Below are 24,135 nucleotides of genomic sequence, written 5' to 3'. Positions count from 1 at the left end.
GGCCGGCCGCTCGTCCGCCGCTCCGTTAGCGCCGGCCGCTCGTCCGCCGCTCCGTTAGCGCCAGCCGCTCCTACGCCGCTCCGTTAGCGCCAGCCGCTGCTATGCCGCGCCGCCCAGGCCCGCTCCGTCGGCCGCGCCGCCCAGGCCCGCCCCGTCGACCGCGCCGCTCAGGGCCGGGCCTCTATGAGAACCGGCCGGGCCGCCCGGCACGGGGGAACCGGACGACCCGGCCGGAGCCGGAGGAAAGTTTCATCAACTGAGGTTTAGGCCGCCTCGGTGTCGGGTATTTGCTTCCCAGCAACTAAATCGCGTAGATCGATGGCCCGTCGCAAGCTGAGGGCGACGGTGCGTAATTGCTGCCTGTTCAGGACCGGCGGACATGGGCAGTCCGTGACAGCGTGCCCGCCCCTTACGCAAAGTGATCACTGCTGACGCCCCGTCAACGACCGGGCCGAGCGCCGAACCCCCGGGACCGTGATCAGTCGCGGACACCGGAGCCTCCCTCTTTGCTCGACGGCCGCCGGTTGGCCGGCCGGGACAACGCATACCGCACACCGCCGAAGCGGTGCGACACCACCGTCGCGCGCGCCGTGGCGGCACTGACGTCATCGGTCACGGACTCGTCCCGATAGAGCGGCGCCGGGTTGCCCCGGCGCGGCTCGGCGGAACCGGCATCGCCCTGATCGAAGTGCTCGGGGCCGATGTTCGGAACTGCCATCTCGTTACCTCCCGCTAAGGACGCCCCCGCCAAGGAGCCTCGCGCTGAGACCGGGACGCCATTTCCGCGACCGGTCGGTCACTCAAAGATGTCACCCTAAGTGACACCCGCAAGATGCGCCCGTGCGTTATCATGCTCACAATCCCGTGAGTACGCAAGGCCAAATGCACGTGCATTTGCACAAGGTGTGAGGCAATGATTGCTCACAGGAGAGCATCTGACTCCGGACGATCCTCGCCCGGAGGAAAATCAAGGGAGCTTCAACATGACGTACGCGGTCAACGGCATCCCCGCCGGCCAGTTGGAAGGTGTCACCTGGCAGAAGAGCCGGCGCAGCAACCCCAGCGGCAACTGCGTCGAGTGCGCCGTCCTGCCCACCGGCGAGGTGGCGATGCGCAACTCCCGTGACCCCGAGGGTCCGGCACTCATCTACACCCGGGCCGAGATCGAGGCTTTCCTCGGTGGCGTCAACGACGGCGACTTCGACAACCTGCTCGCCTGAGCCGGCGTACCCGAAAGCCTGAAATCTCTTCCGGCGAGAGTTCTCCTCGGATGACCAGAAGAGGCCCCGGCCCGACGTGGGATGAGCCGGGTCAACCGGAAAAGCGCTGGCCGCTGACGGCCGGCCGCCGCGAATGCGACGTGCCCATCTCCACGTCCCGCTCGATCGGCGAAAAAATGAAGTGGCCGGGCAATGCGACTATGAGAGCGCACCCGGAAAAGAGATGGGCCTGCCTAGCCGTTCAAGCCAGGCAGGACCCGAGACGGTAGAACGGTTTCGTCCACGGTCGTCGGCAGCGGGCGTGGACGAACCCCACCGATCACCCCTCGCGACTGCAAACGCTCGAGGCGAATTTGCAGAGCCTACCCCGCGTTCGCGTGCGGCTCCAGACAGTGGCGGATTTACGCCGGACGTCCGACTTCGTGCAGCAGCTTGCCGAGGATCTCGGGCGTGTGGCTGGGCGGCTCGGCGTCGATGCAGACCCGCTCCATGGCCATCGCGTACTGGTCGACGTCCTCGCGCTTGTCCAGGTAGATCGCGCTCGTCAGCTGCTCGACGTACACGACGTCGGGAAGCTCGGGCTCGGGGAAGCGCAGGATCGCGAACGGGCCGCCCGCCGCGGCGTGACCACCGGCATGGAACGGGATGATCTGCAGCCGTACGTTGGGCTTCTTGGAGATCTCGATGAGGTATTCGATCTGAGCCTTCATGACGTCGACGCCGCCGATGGGCCGGCGCAGCACGGCCTCGTCAATGACGGCCCAGAGCTGCGGGCCCTCAGGACGGTCCAGGATCGCCTGGCGCTGGCGGCGAAGCTCGACCCGCTTGTTCATCTCTTCCGGCGTGACACCGGCGTGGCCGAGCATGATGACCGCACGGGCGTAGTCGGGCGTCTGCAGAAGACCGGGAACGAACTGAATTTCGTACGTACGGATAAGCGTCGCGGCCGCCTCGAGGCCCAGATACGACTGGAACCAGCCCGGCATCACGTCGCTGAACTGCTGCCACCAGCCCGGGTTGTTGGCCTGGCGTGCCAGTACGAGCAGCGCCTCACGCTCGTTGGGGTCGTTCACCCCGTAGAGGGTCAGCAGGTCGCTGACATCGCGCTCCTTGAAGCTGACCCGGCCGAGCTCCATCCGGCTGATCTTGGATCCGGAGGCTCGGATTTCCCAACCGGCGTCCTCGCGCGTGATGGCTTTGGCCTCGCGCAAGCGACGGAGTTGGGCCCCGAGCAGGATGCGCAGGACGGTGGGGCCGCCGGTCGGCGCCTCCTCCTGCTGCGTACCCGCGCTCACCTGGCTCCTCGTCATCGCAGTGGGGGCTGCCGGCCGCAGTCCCAGAGCATCCTAAAGGGGAGATCGTCCACAACGAAACAGCCCGAGCACTCGCCCGGGCGTTCGCCCAATGCGGATGCACGTGCATCCGGCCTTGCGAACGCCTCAGTACGCGAGCATGATAGCTGACAGACACGCACCGTCCGCATACACAGCGTGCTGAAAGTTCGGCACCTTGGCTTCCCCCGCCACCCGGACGACCGAGTCCCGAGATCATGGAGGGTCATCTCGATGTCCACGGCACCGACGTCCACCCCGACCATCGCCCCGCCCCAGCGAGACCCGGCCGACGTGGCCCCCGCCGACAGTTACCACCCCTCCGACCGCGTGTGGGTCTACCGGGACGGCTGGCGGGCCGGTGTCATCGAAGCAGCCTCCCCTCGCGCTGTCACCGTCACCTACCGCCCCGGCGCCCACCTCGGCACCGGGGTCGACACGTTCACGGCCCCCTACGTGACCGCCCGCTCCAGTGAAGACCCGGCTGTCGACCGGCGTCACGTCGGCCGCGGCGTCTACACGCCCACCGGCCTGCCCGTGCGGCACACTGCGGCCTGACGCTTTCTTCCGGGTTCACCCGAGTGGGCGATGATTAAGCTCTTTACTTATTCATGAGCTTCTTTTGTTACTGAGACTGCAGTTTTAAAGCTGCTCGGGCCGGCGCCTTCCGACCACGCTTCGTAAAGGCGCTCCGGCCTTCCCGAATGAGACACACAACGTACGCGAATTAATCCTTTCGGTTTTGTCGGTGTCCGTTTTGTTGGGCTTTAAAGGGACAAGGCGCAACTGGGAAGTTCCTCGGCTCGCGCGAATACGAGGCGGGGCTACACAAGCGCAATGTCCGGTTCGGACAGTCGACGTGACCGATCGAGTGGACTCCGTACGGGTCGGACGTCTTGTCCGAGGGTGTGAGCTGCGTGACGTGGCACTGTCGTCGGGTTATCAGTCCGCAACGCCGGGTATCAATCCGCCGTCGAGCGGGCCGGCAGACGGAGGTGGTCACCATGCTCGATCCGCAGGAAAAGGCCGAGTTCGACGGCTTGGTGACGTACTTACGCGTAGCCGACCCGAAGTTCTGCCGCCGCATGGATCGCATGGGCCGCCCACGACCGCTGCTCTACACGACGGCCGCCGTGGCGCTCTGGATCCTGGCCCCGTCTGCATCATCTTCGGCGGCTGGACCGGCGCCTTGTTCGCGGTGTTCGCCACCGGCTACGGCATCCGCCTCTACAAGAAGCGCAACGGCCCCAAGCCCCAGCCGACGTGGTGGGTAGCGACGCGAGGCAAGCCGGCCCACCCCGACCCCGCTTAGTTTTTCCGGCGCGCTACCGCCAGGTGTCGCCGGTCAGCCGCTCGTAGACCTCGACGTACCGGTTCCGCGTAGCCTCGACGACCTCGTCCGGAATCTCGGGCCCCGGCGCCGTCCGATCCCAGTCGGTGAGCGACGACGACCAGTCCCGCAGGAACTGCTTGTCGAGGTAGCGCTGCGTCCCACCCGGCTTCCACTCGTCCGCGGCCCAGAAGCGCGACGAGTCCGGCGTGAGCAGCTCGTCCCCCAGCGTGAGCGTCCCGTCCGCCGCGAACCCCAGCTCAATCTTCGTGTCCGCGATGATGATGCCGTTCTTGGCCGCAACCTGCTGCCCACGCTTGTAAACCTCGAGCGTGATCCGCCGGAGTTCCGCGGCCACATCCTTACCGACCTTGTCTTCCACATCGGCGTAGGTCATGAACTCGTCATGCCCCTCCCCCGGCGGAACCTTGGTGGTAGGAGTAAAAATCGGCTCCGGCAGCTGCGACCCTTCGATCAACCCACCCGGCAGCGAAACACCGGAGACAGCCCCGTCCCGCTCATATTCTTTGAGCCCAGACCCAGCCAAATACCCCCGGGCGATGCACTCCACCATGACCATCTCAAGCCGCTCACACCGAACGGCCCGCCCAGCCCACTCACCCGGCACGTCGGTGCTGGAGATCACGTGGTTGGGCACGACGTCGGCCAGCTGCTCGAACCACCAGAGCGACAGCTGAGTGAGGATCTTCCCCTTGTCCGGGATAGCCGTAGGCAGCACGACGTCATAGATCGAGATCCGGTCGGACGCCACAAGCAGGATGTCCCGCCCGTCCGCGTAGACCTCCCGAACCTTCCCCGAGTGCAACAGCTCCACGTGCTCCCCTTAGCTAGCGGTCTGGCCAGGTAACGCTATCGGAAGTCGAAGGAAGAGGCGCGACACCGCCTCAGGGTGTGGACTGCGACAACTCACCAGACAGGAGGTCTCCGTTGGCAGGCGATGGCGAGAGCGTCCCAGTTCAGGCCCTGTTAGCCAGACGTCGATGAAGCTTCTGAGCGCTGGCCCCGCAGCTCTCAGGCAATTTGAACCCGCCACATTCACATTAGGTTGCGGGAGCACCTAAGCAGCGCGCTTGGGATTCAAGGCATGCACGACTTAGTACTGGGCGAGCCGGACCTCCGAACGTGAGCCGCCGGCCAGCACGGCGGCGGTACCCGGCACGGCGCATGTTTCAATACCGTATGGCCACCTCACGCCGGAGAAATCCCGTCCCCAAGGGCTTCGAAGTCCTCCAAGCGTTGCAACCTCTCAAGCCGACTACTTCACCGAAAATGGAGATTAGCTCCGACGATGATGTGCAGGTCGTCAAAGAAGAGCTAGAGCGCAGGGCTGGCGGTGCCAATGCACTTACCGAGCGGATCGGCAATGTACTACGTCGATCGCTCGATCGATCATATGAAGGCCTAACTACAGGGCGCTTTCATTTAGCGCAGCTCAGTAAGACTGAGAAGGCACACACTGGATCATTGTTCGAGGTTGAATTGCAGAAAGAATTCGATCTTGCAGATGGGCACCAGACTGACTATCAAATTCTAGGTATGGATGTCGACGCCAAATACACTCATTCGCGCAAGGGGTCATCACCCAGCTGGATGATCGGACCGGAAATCGAAGGAAGCATCGCCCTGATCGCGACGGCCGATGACTACCAATCTGTATGGTCAGCCTGGCTTGTTTGGATCACGCCTGGGCGACGGAACGCAGGAGCGAACCGCGATTCCAAGGCTAGTTTGAACGACGCCGGGAAGGAGGCGCGCGTCTCCATCGCTGTTGACGCACCCTTGCCCGCCAACACCCTCCTTCAACGCCCAGGCGACGCCTACGAGGTCATGAAGTTTCAAGGTCCGATGGACGGCCAAAAAAGAATTCTGGAGCTGTGTCGGCGATTCGAAGGAATTCTTTTGTCGAGAACAACTGTAGTCACAGTCGCGAAACAGCTCGATGGGCCGAAGAGAATGCGGGAGAACGGCGGCGCACGGACGCGTCTGGCGAACGACGGCTACATCATCATCGGCAACGAAGCCCGCTACGACCGCGTAATCAGGGCTTTGAAGCTTCAGCAACCGGCGAAGGGTGAATTCATTCCCCTAAAAGTCGTTCGAGCCCACCCAGAGGACGCTGAGCCGTTCTTCCTCGATTCGGACGGAACGGAGTGGCGGCGTGCCAGGCCGAGCGAACCCGGCTCTGGCATACCTAAGCTTGCCAGCTCCTAAATGATCCGGATCACTAGCTGATCCGAGAACGAAGTTTCTCAAATTGCGCGTGCCGGGCGTGCTCGGCCTGTCCAGTAAAAGCCTTGAAGGTCCCGAGTCGGTAAGCGACGCCGCGACCGCTTTCCTCGATGTCAATGTCGAAGTCCCGGCTGAGCAGGCTGATTCTGCGCTCCAGTTCGGGTGCGTCTGTCACGCCCGCAAGCTTTCCGAGCCGTTCGGCCGGGATGAATTCGCCGGATTCCCGCAGAGCTTTGTAGATGGGGTCGTACTCGACGTCACGCTGATCGGCACGTGGTCCTTCAAGATTGAACGCCCCCATGATTGCATCGCCGACGGCGGCAGCGACTGGAGGAGGGAAGGCGTTGCCGATCTGACGGTACCGGGTCGTCTTGCGGCCGGTAAACGTCCAAGGGAACTCGTCCGACCAGCCCTGAATGCGCGCCACCATCTCTGTGGTGAGCTTCGGACGGAGGTCGGGCTTGTCACCCGCGCTCGGGGGGGCATCCGCGACGCCTAGCGCGTCGACTCCGAGTTCGGCCCACGCCCTCTTCGCACGGGTGGGACCTAGGTCGGCGCCACCATGCTTCTTGGAGCCGCCGACGATTGTGGGGGCGATACGGTCGGCCCCGGCTGCCCAAGCCTCTGCACCTTCCCAGCCACCGGATGCCATCAGCTCGCCTAATGCTTCACCGACGGTGGTGACCCGTTCGACCGGAGTCGGCCAGTGAAAGTGAGCGGCCTCGTCCGCCTCTCGCATCGCTACAAGGACGAAACGAGGCCGGAGTTGGGGAACTCCGAAGTCGGATGCCTGAAGCAGCTGCCAGGAAGCCTGATAACCGAATGCTGCGAGCCTGTCCAGGACGTGCTGACGGTAGCCAGCGAAGCGGGGAAGACTTAGACCACGGACGTTCTCGAGGAGCAGTGCCCTCGGCTTGACGACCTGAACGAGCTCGACGGCCCACGCGAACAGGTCTCGCTCGTCAGTGGCGCCCAATTGCTTCCCCGCGATGGTGAAAGGCGGGCAGGGTACGCCGCCAGCGAGCAGGGCTACACCCTCATAAGCAGCGGGATCCCAGGTCTCGGTGTTAGCTACGTCGCCCTGAACCACCTTCCAGGATGGGCGGTTCTCACGCAGGGTGTTGCAGGCGTTGGTGTCGAGCTCGACGGCAAGGGCGTGTTCGAACCCCGCCTTCTCCAAGCCCAGCGCCTGCCCGCCGGCACCTGCACAGATCTCCACTACCTCGAGATTGCCCACGGGGCCTCCTTACCGGACTAGGCGCGAGCGCCGATTGCTGCCGAGTATCTTGCACTACTTGCACTTGATGTGCGGCGCCCCGGGAGCCGCCGCCGCGTGATGGTGGGATGCTCGTGCCAGAAGATGACGCTGCAGAGGCGCGCAAACGCGCGCACGCGAAAGGTTTGTATCCGGCGCCGTTGAACGCCGGCCGGTCGCGCAACATGCAGGCGAACCGGCGCCGGGACACTAAACCTGAAGTGGTTCTGCGTAATGCTTTGCATGCGCTGGGCTACCGCTACCGCAAAGACCTCTTGCTGCGGCTCGAGGACGTCAAGGTACGGCCGGACATCGTCTTCACGAAACGCCGGGTCGCGGTTTTCGTCGATGGATGTTTCTGGCACGTGTGCCCTCAGCATGGTCGCCAGCCAACCACGAACGAGTGGTACTGGACTCCGAAGCTGCGGCGCAACATGGAGCGCGACGCGCGGGTCAATGACACGCTGCGGGACGCGGGCTGGTCGGTGGTCAGAATCTGGGAGCACGAGGCGCTGAACGACGCAATAGCGTCAGTGCGGGCTGCCCTCGACTGACCGAACATGTGTACGACCCTACATGCATCAGCCTGCTGCGGTACCAGCCGACACGCGCCGTCTTACGTGATTCAGCTTCCAGAGCGACAGGCGAACACCGGTTTGCGGCGTTCCTGTCCCATCCGGGCCGGGGAAGAGAGGTGCCCGGTCACCGCCCCTGCGGAGTGGGTGGTGACCGGGCCAACCTTCGCTGGGCGGGGCGTATGAACGCCGGGGTGCCCGCCCCGGCTGCGCGCCCGCTGCAGCGCCGTAGCGGCGGAGGGCGGCCCCGCCAGGCCGCCCTTCCGGGCTACGAACTTACCCGTTCATCAACTTCAGCATTTGTTGGATCTCGCCCTGGCGGGACTGCTGCACGCGCTCGGCGAACTTTTTGGTCTCTTCGTTCTTGCCGCCGGTCAGGGCGATCTTCGACATTTCCATGGCCTGGTGCTGGTGGGCCAGGAAGAGGTTGAGGAACGCGGTGTCGAAGCCGGCCGCCTTCACCGTGGTCAGGGCCTTGATCTCGGCCTCGCCGGTGCCGGGGAGGCCGCCGTGGTCGGCGTGGAGGCTGGGGGCCTGGTCGACCTTGGTGTCGGCGCCCCAGCCGGTCAGCCAAGACTCGATCATGGCCAGCTCGTCCTTTTCGGTGGCCTGGATGGCCTGGGCGAGCTGCTTCAGTTCGGGGCTCTTGGCGCGCTTCACCGCCGTCGACGTCATCTGCAGGCCCTGGTTCTGGTGGTAGGCCAGCATCTGCAGGAACATCACGTCGGTGTCGTTGTGCTCGTCGCCCGCCTTGATCTCGGCCACGGCTTCGGCAGCGATCGTCGACTTGGTGGCGGGCTCCTTCGCTGTGCCGCAGGCGCCCAGCAGGAACGGCGCGACCAGGGCGGCGGCGATCAGGGTGCGCTTCACAGCGGCAGCCACAGCGCGAGGGTGTAGACCGACGGCTCCCAGCTGTTGATCGCCGTGTGGCCCTGCCGGCACTGGAACTTCTTGCCGTTGAAGGTCACCACATCACCGGTCTTGTAGGTCGTACCCGCGGCCCAGGAACCACCGACGGCCGCCGGCGGCTTCGTAGCAGCGGGAGGAGGAGTGGTGGTGGGGGCCTTGGTGGGCGGCGTACTGACAGCGGGCGGCGTACTAACAGCGGGCGGCGTCGTAGCGGCCGGAGGCGGCACGGCACCGCCGCCCGAGGAGCCGACGTTCAGGTCGACACAGTTGTAGAAGGCGTTCCCGGTGTCCGCGATGTTCCAGACGGCCAGCACCTTCTGCCGCCCCGGGAACTTGCTCAGGTCGATCTTGTGGTTGACCACCGCGGCCGGCTGGGCGCCGCCGTCGTCGATCGAGGCGACCTTCGTCCCGCCGATGAAGTACTCCCAGGTCGAGGTCTTGTGGCGGGCGGTCAGCACCCAGCTGAAGTCGACCGTCGAGCCCACCGACTTGGCCGGCCAGTTGCGCGACTCGTCGGCCAGCACCGAGAAGCCGGCCAGGCCGCCGTCGCACGACTTGAGGCCCTTGGGACCTTCGACGCTCTGCGGCTCGAACTGGATCTGGCCGCAGTTGGCGACGGCACCCGACGCGCACAGCGCCTGACGGCTCGGCGGCGACGACACGTAGCCGTGGGCCAGGGCCGGTGAGGCGACCGCCAGTGTTGTGCCCACTGTCATGCCGAGGGCCATCAGGGGGTAGGCGATCTTCCTGCGCATGTGGTTCTCCGTACTGTCTCGTCGCGGCAGTTACGGCGCAGAAGCTACGGAGAGTTTCCATAACGGAGCCTTAAAGGGCCCGAAAACAATCATGAAACCGTACGGCGGACCTTCCGCGGACGAGCCGGGGCCTGCAGATAGATGCCGACCCGGGCGCCGCCGAGCGGGCTGCGGTCGATCACCATTTGACCGCCGACCATCTCGGCCGCGCGACGCACGATGTCCAGTCCCAGCCCGGTCGATCCAGCCCCGCTCACTCCACGCTGGACGGACAGCGACGGGTTGGCGATGCCCGGGCCGGCGTCGTCGACCAGCAGCCCGGCCGGCGACACGGTGACCCGGAAGGCGACCCGTTCCGGGGTGTGCGAGAAGACGTTGCCCAGCATCGCGTCGACCACGCCGATCAGCTCGCTGCGCGGCACCGCCACCAGCACCGGCTCGTCGCCGCCGACGACCTCCCACGGCCTTTCCTGGTCCTCGGCCAGCACCGACCAGAACGCGAGCCGGTCGGCCAGCACCTCGACCAGGTCGGTCGTCTCCTGCCCGCGGGCCTGGACGCCGAGCCGCGCGCCCTTGATGATCGCCTCGAGTTCCTCGTCGAGCAGGTCACAGGCCTGGCGCATGCGTTCGCCGATCGGCCCCGGCGGCATCGCCTCGGCGTCCAGCCGGAGCGCGGTCAGCGGCGTACGCAATCGGTGGGACAGGTCGGCGGCGAGTTCCCGTTCGCGGTCGAGCAGGCTCTTCAGGTCGTCGGCCATGGTGTTGAAGGCGTTCGCCGCGTCGCGCAGCTCGCGGGGCCCGTCCGGGGTGACGCGCGTGTCCAGTTCGCCGCTGCCCAGCCGCCGGGCCGAGCCGGAGAGCTCGCGGGTGGCTCGCACCAGGCGGCTGCCGAGCCGGTCGGCCAGCAACGTCGAGCCCGCGACCAGCACGATGGCCAGGCCGCCGAGCACGAACCAGGCCGCCCACACACCACGGGTCAGTTCGGCGTCGGGCACAAAGACCTCAACCACCACCGTACGACCGTCGGTGAGCACCGTGGGCTGCAGATACACCATTCCGCCGCCGACCGCAGCCAGGGCCGACCGGCGGGCCTCGGCCGCCACCGCGATCTGCGCGTCCGAGGTGTGCGAGACGCCGATCGCCGCCATCTCCGGCAGGTGGACGGCCAGCCGGCTTTCGCTACCGGCGGTCGTGCTGGCTACCGCATTGGTGAGCAGCGTCGGATCGGCGTCGACCCCGAGCACGGTGACCAGCGAGGTGGCCTGCTGACGGGCGTCGCTCACGGCCCGGTCGTACGCGATCTGGCGCGTTGCCACGGCCAGGGGCACCAGAAAGGCGAGCGCGACCATCGACGTGATGGCGAGCGCCAGCCGGTTCAGAGTCCATCTCATCGGGGATCGACCATCATGACCCCGACCCCGCGTACGGTGTGCAGGAACCGCGGCTGGGCGGCGGTCTCGCCGAGCTTGCGCCGCAGCCACGAGATGTGCACGTCGATGGTCTGCTCCTCGCCGATGCGGGCCTGGTTCCACACCTCGTTCATCAGCTCGCGCCGGCTGATCACCTGACCCACCCGCTCGGCCAGGTAGGCCAGCACGTCGAACTCGCGCCGGGTCAGCTGCAACGGCTCCCCGCGCAGCTCGGCCCGCCGCTGACGCGGACTGATCACCAGTTCACCCACGGTGATCGCGCTCGGCGCCTCGTTGGTCGTGGCACGGGAGCGGCGAAGCACGGCCGAGATGCGAGCCAGGATGTGCCCGCCCGAGAACGGCTTGGTCACGTAGTCGTCGGCGCCCGCGCTGAGCAGGGCGATGATGTCGGCCTCGGAGCGCCGCGCGGTGGCCACGATGACCGGCACGTCGGACACCGACCGCATCATGCGCAGGGCATCCGTACCGTCGATGTCGGGCAGCCCGAGATCGAGAATGACCAGGTCGGGCCGCTCGTCCGTGACGATCTTCAGCGCCTCGGCGGCCCGCCCGACCGGACGCACGACGTGCCCCGCATCGGTCAGCGCGCGCGACAACGCCGCCGTGATGATGCGGTCGTCCTCGACCAGCAGGATCATCGCCATGGCGTACACCATAGGGGCAGATGAGACGATGTCCTCGTGCGATCTTCCCGGTGGGCGCCGGTCGCGGGGTGGTGTGCCGCCACCGCGACGAGCATTGTGCTGGCCTCGGTGGCGTTGCTGCCCGTGCTGCGTACGTCCTCGCCTGAGGACGCCGCGCTGGCGCAGCTGCCCGCGGCCGATTCGACGAGCTTTCCCGCGCCGTTGCCCAGTGCGACCGCCACGCAGCCACCGGTGACGAAGAAGCCGACGCCGACGCCGACAAAAGCCACGAAGACCACCACGCCGCCGCGGTCCTCGGAACCGGCTGCCACCACGCCGACCCCGCCGGCGCCGACAAAGGCGGAGACGGCCACGACGCCGCCGAAGACCACCACCGAGGACGGGTGGACGGTGACCACCGCCGCCGACGGCACCCGGACATACGTACGGTCATTTCGGGTCGAAGGCGGTCAGGCGGTGATCAAGATGACCTCGGACGGGGTGGTCTCACTGGTGACCGCGACCCCGGCCGACGGCTGGGCGGTGCAGAAGGTGCAGGACTCGCCGGACAACATGGCGGTCTACTTCAACGAGCCGCAGCACAGCTTCATCATCCACGCCACCTGGTTCAACGATCGGCCGTTCGTCCAGGTGAGCGAGGTCGGATCCTGATTACCCGACAAATCGGCGGGTAAAGAGCTCCCCGAGGAAGGGAGCTCACTGATGACGACGCACACCGAGCAGCAGCAGCCGGTTGGCCAGCTGGTCAGCCAGCTGAGCGAACAGGTGTCGACGCTGGTGCGGGACGAGCTGACGCTCGCCAAGCTGGAGATGGTCGAAAAGGGCAAGCGCGCCGGTGCCGGCGCCGGGTTGCTCGGCGGGGCGGGAGTCATTGCCCTGTACGGGTTGGGCGCCCTGTTCGTGACGATCGGAGCGCTGCTGGCGCTGGTCCTGCCGGTCTGGGCAGCCGCGCTCATCGTGACGGTTCTGCTGTTCGCCGTGGCCGGGGTGGCCGCGCTGATCGGCAAGAACCAGGTCAAGCAGGCCGTGCCGCCGGAGCCGGAGCAGGCGATGGCCAGCGGCAAGCGCGACGTCGAGACCGTGAAGGCCGCGATCCGGGAGGGACGGCAAGCATGAGTGACACGAGGTCGCGCGAAGAGGTGCAGGCCGACATCGCCGAGACCCGGGCCGAGCTCGCCGACACGGCGTCGGCCCTGGCCGCCAAGGCGGATGTGAAGAAGCAGGTCAAGAACGCGGTGGCCGAGAAGAAGGCGGCCGCCGCGGCCAAGACCGAGCAGGTGAAACAAACCGCGGCCGAGAAGACCGAGCAGATGAAGCAGGCCGCGGCGGAGAAGACCGGGCAGGTCAAGCAGGCCGCGGCCGAGAAGACGTCGCAGCTGAAAGAGGTCGCCGCCGAGAAGACCGAGCAGGTCAAGCACGCGACGACCGACGGGCTGGCGCACGTCAAGCAGGCGACCGCGCAGCACACGGCCCGCCTGGCCGAGACCGCGGCCGGCACGACGGACCAGTTCGTCGGCCGCACCGACGCCGACGGGGTGGTGCGGGAGCGCCGCCCGATGCCGCTGGCCGTGGCCGGGGCGATCGCCGTGGCCGGCGCCGCGGTGGTGACGGCGCTGGTGCGCCGGCGTCGGCGCTGACCGGCCGAAGGATCAGGGAACGGCGTCCTGCGGGAAGTGCTTGACCAGCGCTTCCTCCAGGACGCCGTTCAGCATCCGGGCATAGGTGGCCGACAGGTGGAACCGGTTGCGATAGACGGTGACGTTGCCGATGACCGGCATGCACACCGCCGTGCACAGCCAGGGCAGCACCGGGATGTAACCCGCGCCGGCCGATTCGGCGGCTCCGGCGTCGGCCGCGTTCCACGTCCGTGCGGTTGCTGCCGTACGCGTGGTGGAGCACGCCGCGATGTCGTCGCGGTGGGCGGCCAGGCACTCAGGAGCGCTCTGATCGAGCACCGGGGTGTCGCCCAGCACCACGACGTTCTTGGCGAACTTCCGCAGCGTACGAAGGGTGCCGGCCAGCCCGGCCTGCCACTCGCCGGGCGTGATCAGACGGCCCGGCCCGCGCTTCTGCGAGAAGCTTTCGTTCGTGATGATCAGTAGTTCCGGCTTGACCGACGCTATCCGGCCGGTCACGAACGCGCGGAACCGGTCGCATTCGACGAACGGGCGCTGCTCCTGCTGGTTCCACACGGTGACGGCCAGCGTGGGGCAGGCCGGCTTGCCGAAGAACTGCACCCGCCAGTCGCGCCGCTCGGCGATCTCGCTCAGCGCGGGCAGCCACATCCCGGCGTGCGAGTCGCCGTAGAGCACCACGTCGGTCGCGCTGGCCCGGTCGCCGAAGACGCACGGCTCGATCCGGCCCGCCCTCGGTGCCGCCTCGCACTTCTCGTTGTCGAAGCCGACGTCCTCGGCGCTGGTGGCCAGCGACGGCGTGAGGTCGGCGGGCAGCACGCGCCGGGCCGGGGCCTTGCTGACGGCGTCGAGCACCGCATCCAGGCTGATCTTGGGGGCCGGCGGAGCGACAACGCGCGGTGCAGGCGGGACGGCGGCCGTGCAGCCGGCGACCACGGTCAGCAGCACAGCCACTGACGCCAGTCGGAACGTACGGGAAAGGTCAAGGCCGGCCATGCGGCTCTCCTAGGCGCGGTCGGTACTCGGCGCCGGCTCCGGTGCCCGCGCCGGGCGAGCTGGACGTCTGCCAGCGGGCGACGGCGAGCGGCGCGACGATGAGCCAGGCGGCCAGGGACAGGGTGAGCACGTGGGAGCGGCGCAGGTGCCCGCTGCGCCGGATCGGGTTCTCGAGGCACGCGTACGTGATCACGGCGAGCCCCAGGGAGGCCGCGACCAGCAGCGCCCGGGTCGTGGCGGGCAGCGGACCGCCGTACGCCTGCTCCGCGATGACCAGCACCGGCCAGTGCCACAGATAGAACGAGTACGACAACCGGCCCAGCCACACCAGCGGCCACCGGCCGAGCACCGAATCACCCCGCCCGGCCAGCACGAGCGTGGCGCCGAGAACCGGCAGCACGGCGGCGTACCCCGGGAACGGCGTGGCGGCGTCGAACGTGAAGGCGGCCACCACGATCAGGGCCAGTCCGGTGCCGGCCAGCGCCGTGGCGACCCGGTACGGGATCCGGTCGAGCCGCGTGGCGACCAGGGCGAGCAGGCATCCGGCGCCGAGCTCCCACCCGCGGGTGGCCGGCGAGAAGTAGGCCCAGGTGCCGGTCTGCCAGATCGAGTACGCGAGCGACCCGGCCACCGCGGCGGCCAGCCACCAGCCGATGGCCCACCGGAAGCCCAGCCACAGCAGCAGCACGACGGCGGCCGGCCAGACGAAGTAGAACTGCTCCTCGACCGCGAGCGACCAGAAGTGCTGCACCGGCGAGGGCGCACCCTGCGAAGCCAGGTAGTCGACGCCCTCGGCCGCGAAGCGGAAGTTCCCGGCGAACAGGGCCGACCAGACGACGTCCCTGGCGATCTCGTCGCCGCGCAGGAAGCCGAGCCATTGGTAGCTGGCCAGCAGCGTTGCCACCAGCACCAACGCGGCCGCCGGAAGGATGCGCCGGGCCCGCCGGGCATAGAACCCGATCAGCGACAGGCGGCCGGTCCGGCGGATCTCGCGCAGCATCAGCGAGGTGATGAGGAAGCCGGAGATGACGAAGAAGACGTCGACGCCGATGTAGCCGCCGGCCAGGCCGGGCACGCCCGCGTGGAACAGGACGACGAGCACGACCGCGACGGCGCGCAGCCCCTCGATGTCCGGCCGGAAGCGGATCGGCGGACCGGCAGCCGCGGGGGCCGCCGGGTGGCGTACGCCGATTGTCGTCTCAGTCATCGCGCACACGCTAAAGCGGTCGAAAAGCCGCGAACGTGGTTTTACCGGTGAAACAGCACGTTGCGGCAAAGCTTCGGCGGTTCGGCCCCGCGCGGTTACGCCGTCTGGTACGCGCAGCCGCTGGCCGGGGTGGCGGCGAACGCGATGACGGCGTCGAGCCGGTCGCGCGCGGCCGTCAGCTGAGTGATCTGGGCGTCGATGCGGTCGCGCTCGGCCGACAGCAGCGCCCGGGATTCCGGCGTGTTGACCTTGGCGTCGACACAGGGCAGCACCTCGGCGATCGTCCGGCTGCTGAGCCCGGCCGCATAGAGATTCTGGATCAGCTGCACCCGGTCGGCGGCCTGCTCGCCGTAATGGCGCTGGCCGCTGGCGCTGCGGTCGGCGGTCAGCAGGCCCTGCTCCTCGTAGTAGCGCAGCGCGCGCACGCTCACGCCGGCCTTGTCCGACAGCTCGCCGATCCGCATGACTTGCCCCTAACGTCAACGTCAGGGGCAAGCTTAGCGGCTGTCTAGCGGTACGCCCGTACGTCGGCCACGGACCACCAGCTCCCGGCCGCAGCGGTCAGCGTGATCCGGACGTACCGGACCGGCCGGCCCCGCAGGTCGGCCTCGGTGAACTGGTCGGTGGACGAGCCTTTGGCGGTCCACCAGCGCTTGCCGTCGGCCGACGCGGTGATCGTGTAGCCGCGCGGGAAGTCACCGACGTCGGCGCCGGTGTCGAAGACGACTCGCCTGACGCCTTGAACGCGGCCCAGGTCGGCCTGCAGGAACTGGCCCGGTTGCTGAGCGGCGTTCGTCGTCCAGCGGGTGCTCGCATCGTCGTCGACGGCCAGGGCGGCGTCGGCTTCGGGGCTCGCGGTGGCCGTCCAGCCGGTCGGCGCGATCGGGCGGTCGTTCGAGTGTCCACGCCAGACAAAGGTGGCCAGGGCGCCGCCGGGCAGCGTGTATTCGAACGTCCGGCCGCCGTAGCGCACGGCAAAGGCCTGCGGATTGTCGTTCTCGTTGTGCGCGACCAGCACGGTGCTGCCGTCCGGATTGACGAATGCGACGTCCATGACGCGGCCGTTCCAGCCGGTCGTGCCGAATGAGGTGCTGGCGACGCGTACGGCGCCCGGCTTCACGAATGTGGCCAGATGACCGAGCGTGTAGAACTCGGCGTTACGCGTCACCGAGCCGTCGTTATTGACTGTCACGACGCCGGTGCAGGTGCCGCAGCCGCCGTTGTGCGGGCCATTGGCCTCGTCCAGCGCGAGATTCCAGTTGATGACGGTCTTGGCCCAGTTCCGGGTGTTGCCGATGATCAGGTTGCGGGCGTGCCATTTGAGGGTGTCGCTGAACGTGTTGGCCGGGTCGCTCGACTGGCTGCCCGAGCATTCGGTGAAGTAGATGTCCTTCGACGGGAACTCGCTGTGCAGCCGGGTCATGGCGCTCGGGTCACCGTAATAGCAGTGGTAGGCGGTGCCGCTGATCCAACGAGCCGCCTTCGTCTGCAGCAATTCCTGCGGGTAGTGGTCGATGTCGGCCACCGAGTCGGGCGGCGTGTTGGCGGCGTCGTTCGGATGCTCGGACCAGTTGTGGTCGTACCCGAGGATCTTGGTTCGCTCGCCGGCCGCCCGCAGCATCGGGCCGAGCCGCTCGATCACCTCGGCCGCCTGCCACGACGGCAGATCCATGCCGGGATAGCCGGCGGGGGCCCGGTTCTGCGGCTCGTTCTGAATGGTGACGGTGTCGATCGGAACACCCTCTTTCCGGTACGCCTGCACGAACTTGACGAGATAGGCGGCGTACGCGCGATAGACGGCCGGGGAATCGATCAGCCGTCCGCCGACCAGGGAGCCGTTGGTCTTCATCCAGGCCGGCGGGCTCCACGGGGTGGCCATGACGCGCAATTCGGGATTGAGCCGGCGGGCCTGGCGCAGCAGCGGCAGAATCTGGGCGCGGTCGTGCCCGATGCTGAACCGGCGCAGGGCGAAGTCGGTCTGGCCGGCCGGGACATCGTCGTACGTGTAGGCCGGTCCGTCGGTGAAGTCGGAGGCGCCGATGGGCTGGCGCAGGTAGCTCAAGCCGTTCCGGAACAGCGGCGCCATCACGTCGTCGCGCGCGGCCGGGGTCAGCCGATAGAGCACCGACGCGGACGAGTCGGTGATCGAGGCGCCGAAGCCGGCCATGGTCTGGAAGCGGCGGTTCGGGTCGACGACCACCGTCGGGGCGCTCGAGCCGGTCTTCCTGAAGGCGACCGGACCGCCGTCGGCCAGGCGCTGAGTGCCGTCCGGGGTGGTGATCCAGACGTGGGCTGTGCTTTCGTGCGCGGCCGCGGGCAGCGGCGCGGCAAGGACGGTGGCGGTGATCGCCACCAGGACGGTTCCGAAGCGGGCCACGGGTCTCTCCCATGTAACAGACGGAAACGTTTCTGATACAGGTAGGTAATCGCGCCGGTCGATGCATGTCAATGTCTATGCTGCGGATATGAGACAAGGGCCAACCGTCCGGGACATCGCGGCCCAGGCCGGAGTCTCCATCGCCACCGTGTCGCGGGTGCTCAACGACCAGGAACACGTCGCCCCCGGCACCCGTGAGCTGGTCCAGCAGGCCATCGACGAACTCGGCGGCCGCGCGCCCCGCCGCCGCCCCAGCCGAGCCGGCGCCGTCTTCGTGCGTTGCCCGTACCTGCTGACCGACTACTTCGGACTGATCGTGTCGTCGATCGCGGAGACGCTCGACCTGCACGGACTCCAACTCGTGCTGAACGCCGGCGAAGCCGCCCAGGAGACTCCCGTACTGGGAACGCTCCCGGCCCGCCCCGGGATAGCAGGCGCGATCGTCGTGCTGCCCCCCGAACCCGGCGCCGATCTGGTGGCACTGCAGGAAACCGGCTTCCCGCTGGTGGTGGTCGACCCCCGCGAAGAGGTCCCACGCGACATCGCAGCCGTCTCGGCCGCCCACTTCGCCGGCGCGCGCAGCCTCACCGCCCACCTGACGGCGCTCGGCCACCGCCGCATCGGCCTGCTCGCCGGCCCCGACAACTGGCTGGCCAGCAGCGCCCGCCGCGCCGGCCACGTGTCCGCGCTGGCCGACGCCGGCGTGCTGCTCGAGTCCCGCCTGGCGATACCCGGCGAGCCGACCGTCCGCTTCGGATTTCAAGCCGCGCAACGCTTACTGAGCGTGGGAGACCGCCCGACCGCGCTGGTCTGCTTCAACGACAAGGTGGCCTCGGGCGCGCTGGCCGCCGCCGTGCAGTTGGGTCTGCGGGTGCCCGAGGACGTGTCGATCGGCGGCTTCGACGACATAGACCTCGCCCAGGCGACGCGGCCGGCACTGACCACGGTGCGGCAGCCCCTGGCCGAGATGGGCCGCATAGCGGTTGGCCTGCTGGTACGCATCCTCGACCGGCACCGCCTGGAAGCCCTGCACGTCGAACTGGCCACCGACCTGATAATCCGCGACTCGACCGGCCCGGCACCCCGCTAGGGGCGTTGCTGCTGGCGGGGTGGGTCGGTGATGGAGCCCCACGACGGGGTCTGGTCGGGGGCGGCCAAAGGCTGCGGCTGAGAGACGGTGACCTGGCCGGGATGGCGGGTGGCCGGGATGGCTGCCTCGGAGGGGTCGGGGAGGGGCTGCTGGGCGACCGGCGCCATCGAGACGCGCGGGAGGGTGACGATGGCCGGGTCGACCTCGACGGCCTGGATCACCGATCCCCGGCCTTCGCTCTTGACCAGGATCATCGCGTACTCGGGAAGGTCTTGCAGGACGCGCGGCTCGAGGACGTATTCGTAGACGCGCTGGGTCGACGCGGCCTCGCTCCAGTTGGTGCCCTCGGCCGTGGACTCGGTCTGGCTCCAGTTGCGGGTCTTGCTCCAGTTCGTGCTGGTGTAGCGGCGCAGGCCGTGGCGGGAAGCGCGCTCGCCCTTGGTGCCGCCCTTCGTCTCGGACTCGCCGACCGTGTCGGCCACGGTGTGGGTTTCCTCGCCGCCCAGGCTGCGGGTCAGCTGGCTGAGCACGAACTTGTGGCCGCGGCCGACGAACTCGGCCGCCTGCGCCGCCTCCTGGTGGTTGCCCAGGCGCATCAGGGCCACCTCGCCGCCGCCGATGGTCTGCAGGGACTCGGCCCGCAGGTGCGAGAAGAACAGCACCAGGCGGATGCCGCGGCGCTCGCACAGGGTGCTGAGGCGTTCGATGGCGCGGTGGTCGATCTCGTCGGCGCCCAGCAGCACCAGCGAGCCGATGGGCGCGTCGCCGTGGCGGACCTGATGACCGAGCCACTGCACCAGCAGGTCTTTGAGCAGTTCGTGCTGGGCCCGGCCGCCCCCGCCCTCGGTGACCAGGCAGGTCAGGTCGGCCGGCGGGGTGGTCGCGGGGGCGCTGCCCATGGACTCCAGCGGGTGGAGAAATGCTTCGATACGGCGTACGCGCGGCTCGTCCGACCGGATCAAGCGGATCCTGGCCTCCAGATCCGGCGGCAACAGTCCATTTTGTCCGGCCAGCACACGCAAGCCGGCCAGCAGCCGAGCCGTGGTCAGCGACGGCGCCAGAACCTCGCCGATCTGGTTGAGCAGCAGCGCGTCCTGCGACCGCTCGGCCCGGTTCCCCCCGCCGGGCACGTCCCCGTACATCGCCTCGACCAGCCCGTCGACCAGCTCGCCCGGCTCCAGACCGGCCACCAGGTCGAACGAGGCCAGGTCGTCGGGCAGCACAACCTCGCGTACGGATCGGCCCGTGCCCAGGGCCAGCTGCATCAGCTCGCCGGGCAGGGCCTCGCCGGTGAAGTCGGCCAGCACCATCCGGCCCCGCGTCGCCAGCAGCGAACCCCCGAAGACGGTCAGCACCGCCTCCCACCCGTACGACGTGCCGCCCACGATGTCGACCCGTCGCGTGCCCGGCGACGGGCTGGCCGCCGACCACTCCGGCAAAGCGTCCACGGTGTGCTGTTGCTGCTGGTCGTGCCACTGGCGGCGGCTGTCCCAGGACGCGTACGCCGTCGCGTACTCGGCCTGGGCCCGCTCCTTGGCCTCGTTCACCGACTTGCGCGCGAGCGACGGCATGAGGCCGGCCAGGATCGCCCCCGCGACGCCGCCGATGGCGAACAGTCCGGAGAGGAACAGCACCAGCGTCCGGCCGCCGTCCGAGTCCCGGGTCAGCACGCCGCCGCAGCACCCGATCAGGACGGCCAGCCCCAGCCCGGCCCCGAGCGAGATCAGCACCCGCTTGACCGTGCCGCGCTGGGCCCGCTCGAGCCTTTCCTGCAGCTCGGGCGGCACGGGCGCGGGCTGCGGTGGCGGCTCCATGAACTTGCGCCGGTACAGGTTGCGGTCGTTGAAGATCCACCCCAGCCGCTCGCCCTCGGTGGCCAGTTGCTCGAGCGGTCTCGGTGCGGGTACGGGGCTCGTCATCGCGGGGGACTCCGGGGGCCGTGGTGGTGTTCCCCTGAAGGTACTAAACCGACACTGGCTCGGCCTTCTCCACGGACGTGGCGAGCGCCATCAGGCCGAAACCGACCACCAGCACGAGGGGTCCGACCACCCCGATCGGGCCGAGGCCGAGCAGGAAGAACCCGGCGAACCCGGCCACCACGATGACCGGCGCCCACCAGCGGACCAGCCCGTCGACCGCCGCCCCGACCGCGACCAGAATCAGCCCGAGGAACGTGAGGATCATGCCGGGCAGCACCCAGCCCAGCGAGAACGTCGCGTACCCGCCGGTCAGCTCGGCCGCCCGGTCGGCCACCGTGTCGCCCAGGGCCTGCCGGGCCGCCAGGTCGAGGTAGTCGCCGAACATCAGCGCGCTGAAGTTGATCAGGCCGAACACCGCGAGCACGGCGGCCACCCGGGTGAACCGGCCGCCGCTCGAGGCCACCGTGAGCACGGCCGGGATGAACAGAACCCACGCCAGGTGCAGGAAGAACGCGCTCGCCTGGGCCAGCGGGACGGTCGCCATGCCCACGGCGAACGACAGCGGCGCCGCGACCAGGCAGATGCGCCCGGCCTGACGGCGGAACGCACCGAAGACGTCCGGCGCGTCCGGGGAGGGTGAGAACCGCAGCATCTGGCGGGCTGTCATCGCGTACGCCGCAAGAAGCACCACCGGCCCGGCCAGACAGAGCGGCACCGGCGAGATCGCGAACAGCAGATAGAGAACCGTTCCCGCCACGGCCAGCCCGGCCGTCCACCAGTTGATGATCCGGGCCCGGGCCGCGGCCAGCGGCGTCACCAGCAGCGCGATGGCCCAGCCGGCGATCCCCGGGATCTGCCATCCCCACACCGCCCAGGTCATCGCGCCGATCCGGTCGTCGTACGCCGCCAGTTGCGCGTCGGTGAGCCCGGCCTGCTGTTCGAGGCTGAGCAGCCCGAAGTCGGCCGACATCAGGGCCGAGAACGTGACCAGCCCGTACATCGTCGCCACCCAGGCGATCCCGGCGAGCACCGCCCCACGCCGGCGCACCAGGGTGAGCAATCCGAGGAAGCCCGGCACACACAGCACCCACGCCCAGTGCAGCAACAGCGAATGCCACTGCGTCGCCCCCGGGAATTGCCGATAGATCCCGTAACCCTGTTCCTCGCCCAGCGCCGGGTCGATTCCGGTCGACACCGCCAGCGCCAGCGGAGCCAGCACCAGACTGGCCGCAGCGATCTTGCGCATCTTTCCCCCAACCGTCGAACTGTCGTGCCGCCAGAAGGTAGGGAGAAGAACCGCCGCGGTAACCCGCACGCGGAGTGATCGCAGGTCCACCGCGCGGCGGAGGGCCTGTCATCCTCGCGACGGGTTCGGCGCCGGGCCCGCGGACCGTAGCGTCGGGCGCATGCGGCTGCGACCCACCGACCTGGCGCTGACCGGCGGCTTCGTGCTCTTCGCGCTGACCGAGGAGTACCTGATCGCCATGCCGGGCCACTGGTGGCCGCTGGTGCTGGCCCTGTCCGCGGCGACCGTGCTGTTCCGCCGGTTCGTCCCGTTGCTGGCCATGGCTCCGCACGTGATCGAGCCGATGTCCGCCTTCTACCGCCCGGCCGTCATCGCGGGCGAGGCGACCGTCAACTTCCGGCTGTGGCAGCTGGTCGGCACGATGATCGTGATCTACACCGTGGGCCGCCAGGTGCCCCCGCGCGGCGTCGAGCGGCGCGGCCTGATCGGGGCCGGCCTGGTGATGGCGACCTTCGTCGTCTATCTGGCCAATGACCCCGGCGATCCGATGGCCGCGTTGTTCTTTCCCATTGCCCCGTACGTGTTGGGCGTGGCGCTCTCCGTGCAGGCCCGGCGCGGCGCGACCGTCCGGGAGCAGCAGGCCCGTGAGGCGCTGATGGAGGAGCGCGTCCGGATCGCGCGCGAACTGCACGACATGGTCGCCCACAGCGTGACGGTGATGGTGATCCAGGCCGGGGCCGTCCGCCGGCGGCTCGACGCGGGGCTGCCGGTCGACAGCGAGGTGTTGCGGGGCATCGAGTCGTCGGGCCGCGACGCGGTGGGCGAATTACGCCGTACGCTGGGATTGCTACGCGGCGAAGGCGGTGACACCGCGCAATCCCCGGTCGGACTCGACCGCCTCGACGAACTGATCACGCAGGTGCGGGAGGCCGGCCTGACCGTGACTTTGCGTCAGCAGAAGCAGCCGGCGCCGCCCGCCATCGACCTCTCCGCGTACCGGATCGTGCAGGAAGCCCTCACCAACGTGCTGCGGCACGCCGGCCCGACCCGGGTCGACGTGACGGTCGGCTTCGAGGATGACGGCCTGCACCTGGCGGTGGTCAACGACGGCCGGCCGGTGGTCGTGGGTGGCGGCGGTCACGGCCTGATCGGGATGCGGGAAAGGGCCACCCTGTTCGGCGGCGAACTGATCGCCGAGCCGAGGGCGGAGGGCGGTTTCGCCGTACGGGCACGGATTCCGCTGCCGGTGGCGGTGCTCCGATGACGATCTCGGTGGTGATCGCCGACGACCAGCAGATGATCCGGGCCGGGCTGCGCATGGTGATCGAGACCGAGCCCGACATGGCCGTGGTGGGCGAGGCCGGCGACGGCGCCGAGGCGGTGGCGGTGGCCCGGCGGCTGCGGCCCGACGTCGTGCTGATGGACATCGCCATGCCCCGTCAGGACGGCCTGGCCGCGACGAGCACCCTGCTGGCCACCCCGCACCCGCCTCGGGTGATCATGCTGACGACCTTCGACACCGACGAGAACCTGCACCGGGCCCTGCGCGCGGGCGCCAGCGGCTTCCTGCTGAAGGCGTCCTCGCCCGAGCACCTGATTACCGCGATCCGGGTCGTCGCGGCCGGGGACGCGCTGCTCGACCCGGCCGTCACCACGCGGGTGATCTCCGCCTTCGCCGGTCAGCCCGGCCCGCAGCCGCCGGCCGAACTGGCCGGGCTCACCCCGCGCGAAGCCGAGGTGCTGCGCCTGGTCGCCCGCGGCCAGTCGAACGCCGAGGTCGCGGCCGCGCTCGCCGTGGGCGAGGCCACCGTGAAGACGCATGTGGCGCGGGTGCTGATGAAGCTGGGGCTGCGGGACCGCGTCCAGGCCGTGGTATTCGCCTACGAGTCGGGCCTCGTCCGCGCCGGCCAATCGCCCGTTTCACCCCCGTCCCCCGGGGCGAGCAGCAACAATCGGCGATGAAGGGC

At 68.6% G+C, this 24,135-nt stretch carries 25 protein-coding genes; 11 read left to right on the top strand and 14 right to left on the bottom strand.

The annotated features are described in order from the left end of the window. Window positions 1-478: 478 nt before the first annotated feature. Window positions 479-718 carry a hypothetical protein gene (locus OWR29_RS31145; RefSeq protein WP_267566952.1) on the bottom strand — a complete coding sequence of 80 codons (240 nt, stop codon included), beginning with the start codon at window positions 716-718 and terminating at the stop codon, window positions 479-481. Between the two features lie 265 nt (window positions 719-983). Here OWR29_RS31145 and OWR29_RS31140 point away from each other — a divergent pair, with 265 nt between their 5' ends. Continuing rightward, a complete protein-coding gene (locus tag OWR29_RS31140; RefSeq protein ID WP_267566951.1) occupies window positions 984-1,220 on the top strand; it encodes a DUF397 domain-containing protein in 237 nt (78 codons plus the stop codon). Window positions 1,221-1,621: 401 nt separating this feature from the next. On the opposite strand, the gene OWR29_RS31135 is transcribed toward OWR29_RS31140, so the two are convergent. Next, window positions 1,622-2,530, bottom strand: coding sequence for a Sco1979 family transcriptional regulator (locus tag OWR29_RS31135; RefSeq protein WP_267566950.1), 909 nt, complete (start codon window positions 2,528-2,530; stop codon window positions 1,622-1,624). Window positions 2,531-2,785: 255 nt separating this feature from the next. Between OWR29_RS31135 and OWR29_RS31130 the strand changes: the two genes are divergently transcribed. Both OWR29_RS31130 and OWR29_RS31125 read left to right on the top strand, forming a co-directional pair. After that, window positions 2,786-3,109: a hypothetical protein gene (locus OWR29_RS31130; protein WP_267566949.1), complete on the top strand. Its 324-nt coding sequence runs from the start codon at window positions 2,786-2,788 to the stop codon at window positions 3,107-3,109. A 631-nt stretch (window positions 3,110-3,740) separates the two neighbouring features. Next, window positions 3,741-3,863, top strand: coding sequence for a hypothetical protein (locus OWR29_RS31125; RefSeq protein WP_267566948.1), 123 nt, complete (start codon window positions 3,741-3,743; stop codon window positions 3,861-3,863). A 13-nt stretch (window positions 3,864-3,876) separates the two neighbouring features. Here the strand turns inward: OWR29_RS31125 and OWR29_RS31120 are convergent, their stop codons facing one another. After that, window positions 3,877-4,716, bottom strand: coding sequence for a phosphoribosylaminoimidazolesuccinocarboxamide synthase (locus tag OWR29_RS31120; RefSeq protein ID WP_267566947.1), 840 nt, complete (start codon window positions 4,714-4,716; stop codon window positions 3,877-3,879). A gap of 455 nt (window positions 4,717-5,171) precedes the next feature. On the opposite strand from OWR29_RS31120, the gene OWR29_RS31115 reads away from it, so the two are divergent. Further along, a complete protein-coding gene (locus OWR29_RS31115; protein WP_267566946.1) occupies window positions 5,172-6,113 on the top strand; it encodes a NaeI family type II restriction endonuclease in 942 nt (313 codons plus the stop codon). Window positions 6,114-6,126: 13 nt separating this feature from the next. Here the strand turns inward: OWR29_RS31115 and OWR29_RS31110 are convergent, their stop codons facing one another. Further along, the gene (locus OWR29_RS31110; RefSeq protein ID WP_267566945.1) at window positions 6,127-7,368 is read right to left on the bottom strand and encodes a DNA cytosine methyltransferase; all 1,242 of its coding nucleotides are present in this window, start codon (window positions 7,366-7,368) and stop codon (window positions 6,127-6,129) included. A gap of 107 nt (window positions 7,369-7,475) precedes the next feature. Between OWR29_RS31110 and OWR29_RS31105 the strand changes: the two genes are divergently transcribed. Beyond that, window positions 7,476-7,940, top strand: a complete 465-nt coding sequence (locus OWR29_RS31105; RefSeq protein ID WP_267566944.1) for a very short patch repair endonuclease — start codon at window positions 7,476-7,478, stop codon at window positions 7,938-7,940. 297 nt (window positions 7,941-8,237) lie between these two features. Here OWR29_RS31105 and OWR29_RS31100 read toward each other — a convergent pair whose 3' ends face one another. The 4 genes from OWR29_RS31100 to OWR29_RS31085 form a co-directional block, all read right to left on the bottom strand. Beyond that, complete coding sequence (locus OWR29_RS31100; RefSeq protein ID WP_267566943.1) at window positions 8,238-8,843, bottom strand: DUF305 domain-containing protein; 606 nt, start codon at window positions 8,841-8,843, stop codon at window positions 8,238-8,240. Beyond that, on the bottom strand, window positions 8,828-9,625 hold the full coding sequence (locus OWR29_RS31095) for a lytic polysaccharide monooxygenase (protein WP_267566942.1): 798 nt from the start codon (window positions 9,623-9,625) through the stop codon (window positions 8,828-8,830). Before OWR29_RS31095 ends, OWR29_RS31100 begins: the two co-directional genes overlap by 16 nt. Before the next feature lie 89 nt (window positions 9,626-9,714). Further along, entirely contained in the window at window positions 9,715-11,016 is a 1,302-nt protein-coding gene (locus OWR29_RS31090; protein ID WP_267566941.1) for a HAMP domain-containing protein, read from the bottom strand. Next, window positions 11,013-11,699, bottom strand: coding sequence for a response regulator transcription factor (locus OWR29_RS31085; protein ID WP_267566940.1), 687 nt, complete (start codon window positions 11,697-11,699; stop codon window positions 11,013-11,015). Before OWR29_RS31085 ends, OWR29_RS31090 begins: the two co-directional genes overlap by 4 nt. Before the next feature lie 36 nt (window positions 11,700-11,735). Here OWR29_RS31085 and OWR29_RS31080 point away from each other — a divergent pair, with 36 nt between their 5' ends. Genes OWR29_RS31080 through OWR29_RS31070 form a run of 3 tightly spaced genes read left to right on the top strand, consistent with a single transcriptional unit; the run spans window position 11,736 to window position 13,336 of the window. Continuing rightward, window positions 11,736-12,350, top strand: coding sequence for a DNA mismatch repair protein MutL (locus tag OWR29_RS31080; RefSeq protein ID WP_267566939.1), 615 nt, complete (start codon window positions 11,736-11,738; stop codon window positions 12,348-12,350). 51 nt (window positions 12,351-12,401) lie between these two features. Continuing rightward, window positions 12,402-12,815, top strand: a complete 414-nt coding sequence (locus OWR29_RS31075) for a phage holin family protein (protein ID WP_267566938.1) — start codon at window positions 12,402-12,404, stop codon at window positions 12,813-12,815. After that, the gene (locus tag OWR29_RS31070) at window positions 12,812-13,336 is read left to right on the top strand and encodes a DUF3618 domain-containing protein (protein WP_267566937.1); all 525 of its coding nucleotides are present in this window, start codon (window positions 12,812-12,814) and stop codon (window positions 13,334-13,336) included. Before OWR29_RS31075 ends, OWR29_RS31070 begins: the two co-directional genes overlap by 4 nt. Before the next feature lie 12 nt (window positions 13,337-13,348). Here the strand turns inward: OWR29_RS31070 and OWR29_RS31065 are convergent, their stop codons facing one another. The 4 genes from OWR29_RS31065 to OWR29_RS31050 all read right to left on the bottom strand — a co-directional run bounded on the left by OWR29_RS31065 (window position 13,349) and on the right by OWR29_RS31050 (window position 17,913). Next, a complete protein-coding gene (locus OWR29_RS31065; RefSeq protein WP_267566936.1) occupies window positions 13,349-14,329 on the bottom strand; it encodes an SGNH hydrolase domain-containing protein in 981 nt (326 codons plus the stop codon). After that, window positions 14,316-15,536, bottom strand: coding sequence for an acyltransferase family protein (locus tag OWR29_RS31060; protein ID WP_267566935.1), 1,221 nt, complete (start codon window positions 15,534-15,536; stop codon window positions 14,316-14,318). Before OWR29_RS31060 ends, OWR29_RS31065 begins: the two co-directional genes overlap by 14 nt. A gap of 95 nt (window positions 15,537-15,631) precedes the next feature. Next, a complete protein-coding gene (locus OWR29_RS31055; protein ID WP_267566934.1) occupies window positions 15,632-16,000 on the bottom strand; it encodes a MerR family transcriptional regulator in 369 nt (122 codons plus the stop codon). 44 nt (window positions 16,001-16,044) lie between these two features. After that, complete coding sequence (locus tag OWR29_RS31050) at window positions 16,045-17,913, bottom strand: glycoside hydrolase family 30 beta sandwich domain-containing protein (protein ID WP_267566933.1); 1,869 nt, start codon at window positions 17,911-17,913, stop codon at window positions 16,045-16,047. A gap of 88 nt (window positions 17,914-18,001) precedes the next feature. Between OWR29_RS31050 and OWR29_RS31045 the strand changes: the two genes are divergently transcribed. Continuing rightward, the gene (locus OWR29_RS31045) at window positions 18,002-19,003 is read left to right on the top strand and encodes a LacI family DNA-binding transcriptional regulator (protein WP_324291284.1); all 1,002 of its coding nucleotides are present in this window, start codon (window positions 18,002-18,004) and stop codon (window positions 19,001-19,003) included. Here OWR29_RS31045 and OWR29_RS31040 read toward each other — a convergent pair. Further along, window positions 19,000-20,922, bottom strand: a complete 1,923-nt coding sequence (locus tag OWR29_RS31040; RefSeq protein ID WP_267566931.1) for a hypothetical protein — start codon at window positions 20,920-20,922, stop codon at window positions 19,000-19,002. The genes OWR29_RS31045 and OWR29_RS31040 overlap by 4 nt on opposite strands. A gap of 43 nt (window positions 20,923-20,965) precedes the next feature. Beyond that, on the bottom strand, window positions 20,966-22,168 hold the full coding sequence (locus OWR29_RS31035; protein WP_267566930.1) for a hypothetical protein: 1,203 nt from the start codon (window positions 22,166-22,168) through the stop codon (window positions 20,966-20,968). A 160-nt stretch (window positions 22,169-22,328) separates the two neighbouring features. Here OWR29_RS31035 and OWR29_RS31030 point away from each other — a divergent pair, with 160 nt between their 5' ends. Further along, complete coding sequence (locus tag OWR29_RS31030) at window positions 22,329-23,432, top strand: sensor histidine kinase (RefSeq protein WP_267566929.1); 1,104 nt, start codon at window positions 22,329-22,331, stop codon at window positions 23,430-23,432. Further along, on the top strand, window positions 23,429-24,130 hold the full coding sequence (locus OWR29_RS31025) for a response regulator (RefSeq protein WP_267566928.1): 702 nt from the start codon (window positions 23,429-23,431) through the stop codon (window positions 24,128-24,130). Before OWR29_RS31030 ends, OWR29_RS31025 begins: the two co-directional genes overlap by 4 nt. Window positions 24,131-24,135: the final 5 nt, after the last annotated feature.

Source organism: Paractinoplanes pyxinae (assembly GCF_026626335.1).
GTDB lineage: Bacteria > Actinomycetota > Actinomycetes > Mycobacteriales > Micromonosporaceae > Actinoplanes > Actinoplanes pyxinae.
The sequence above is the reverse complement of the archived record's forward strand: the minus strand, read 5'-3'. Positions and strand labels throughout refer to the sequence as shown.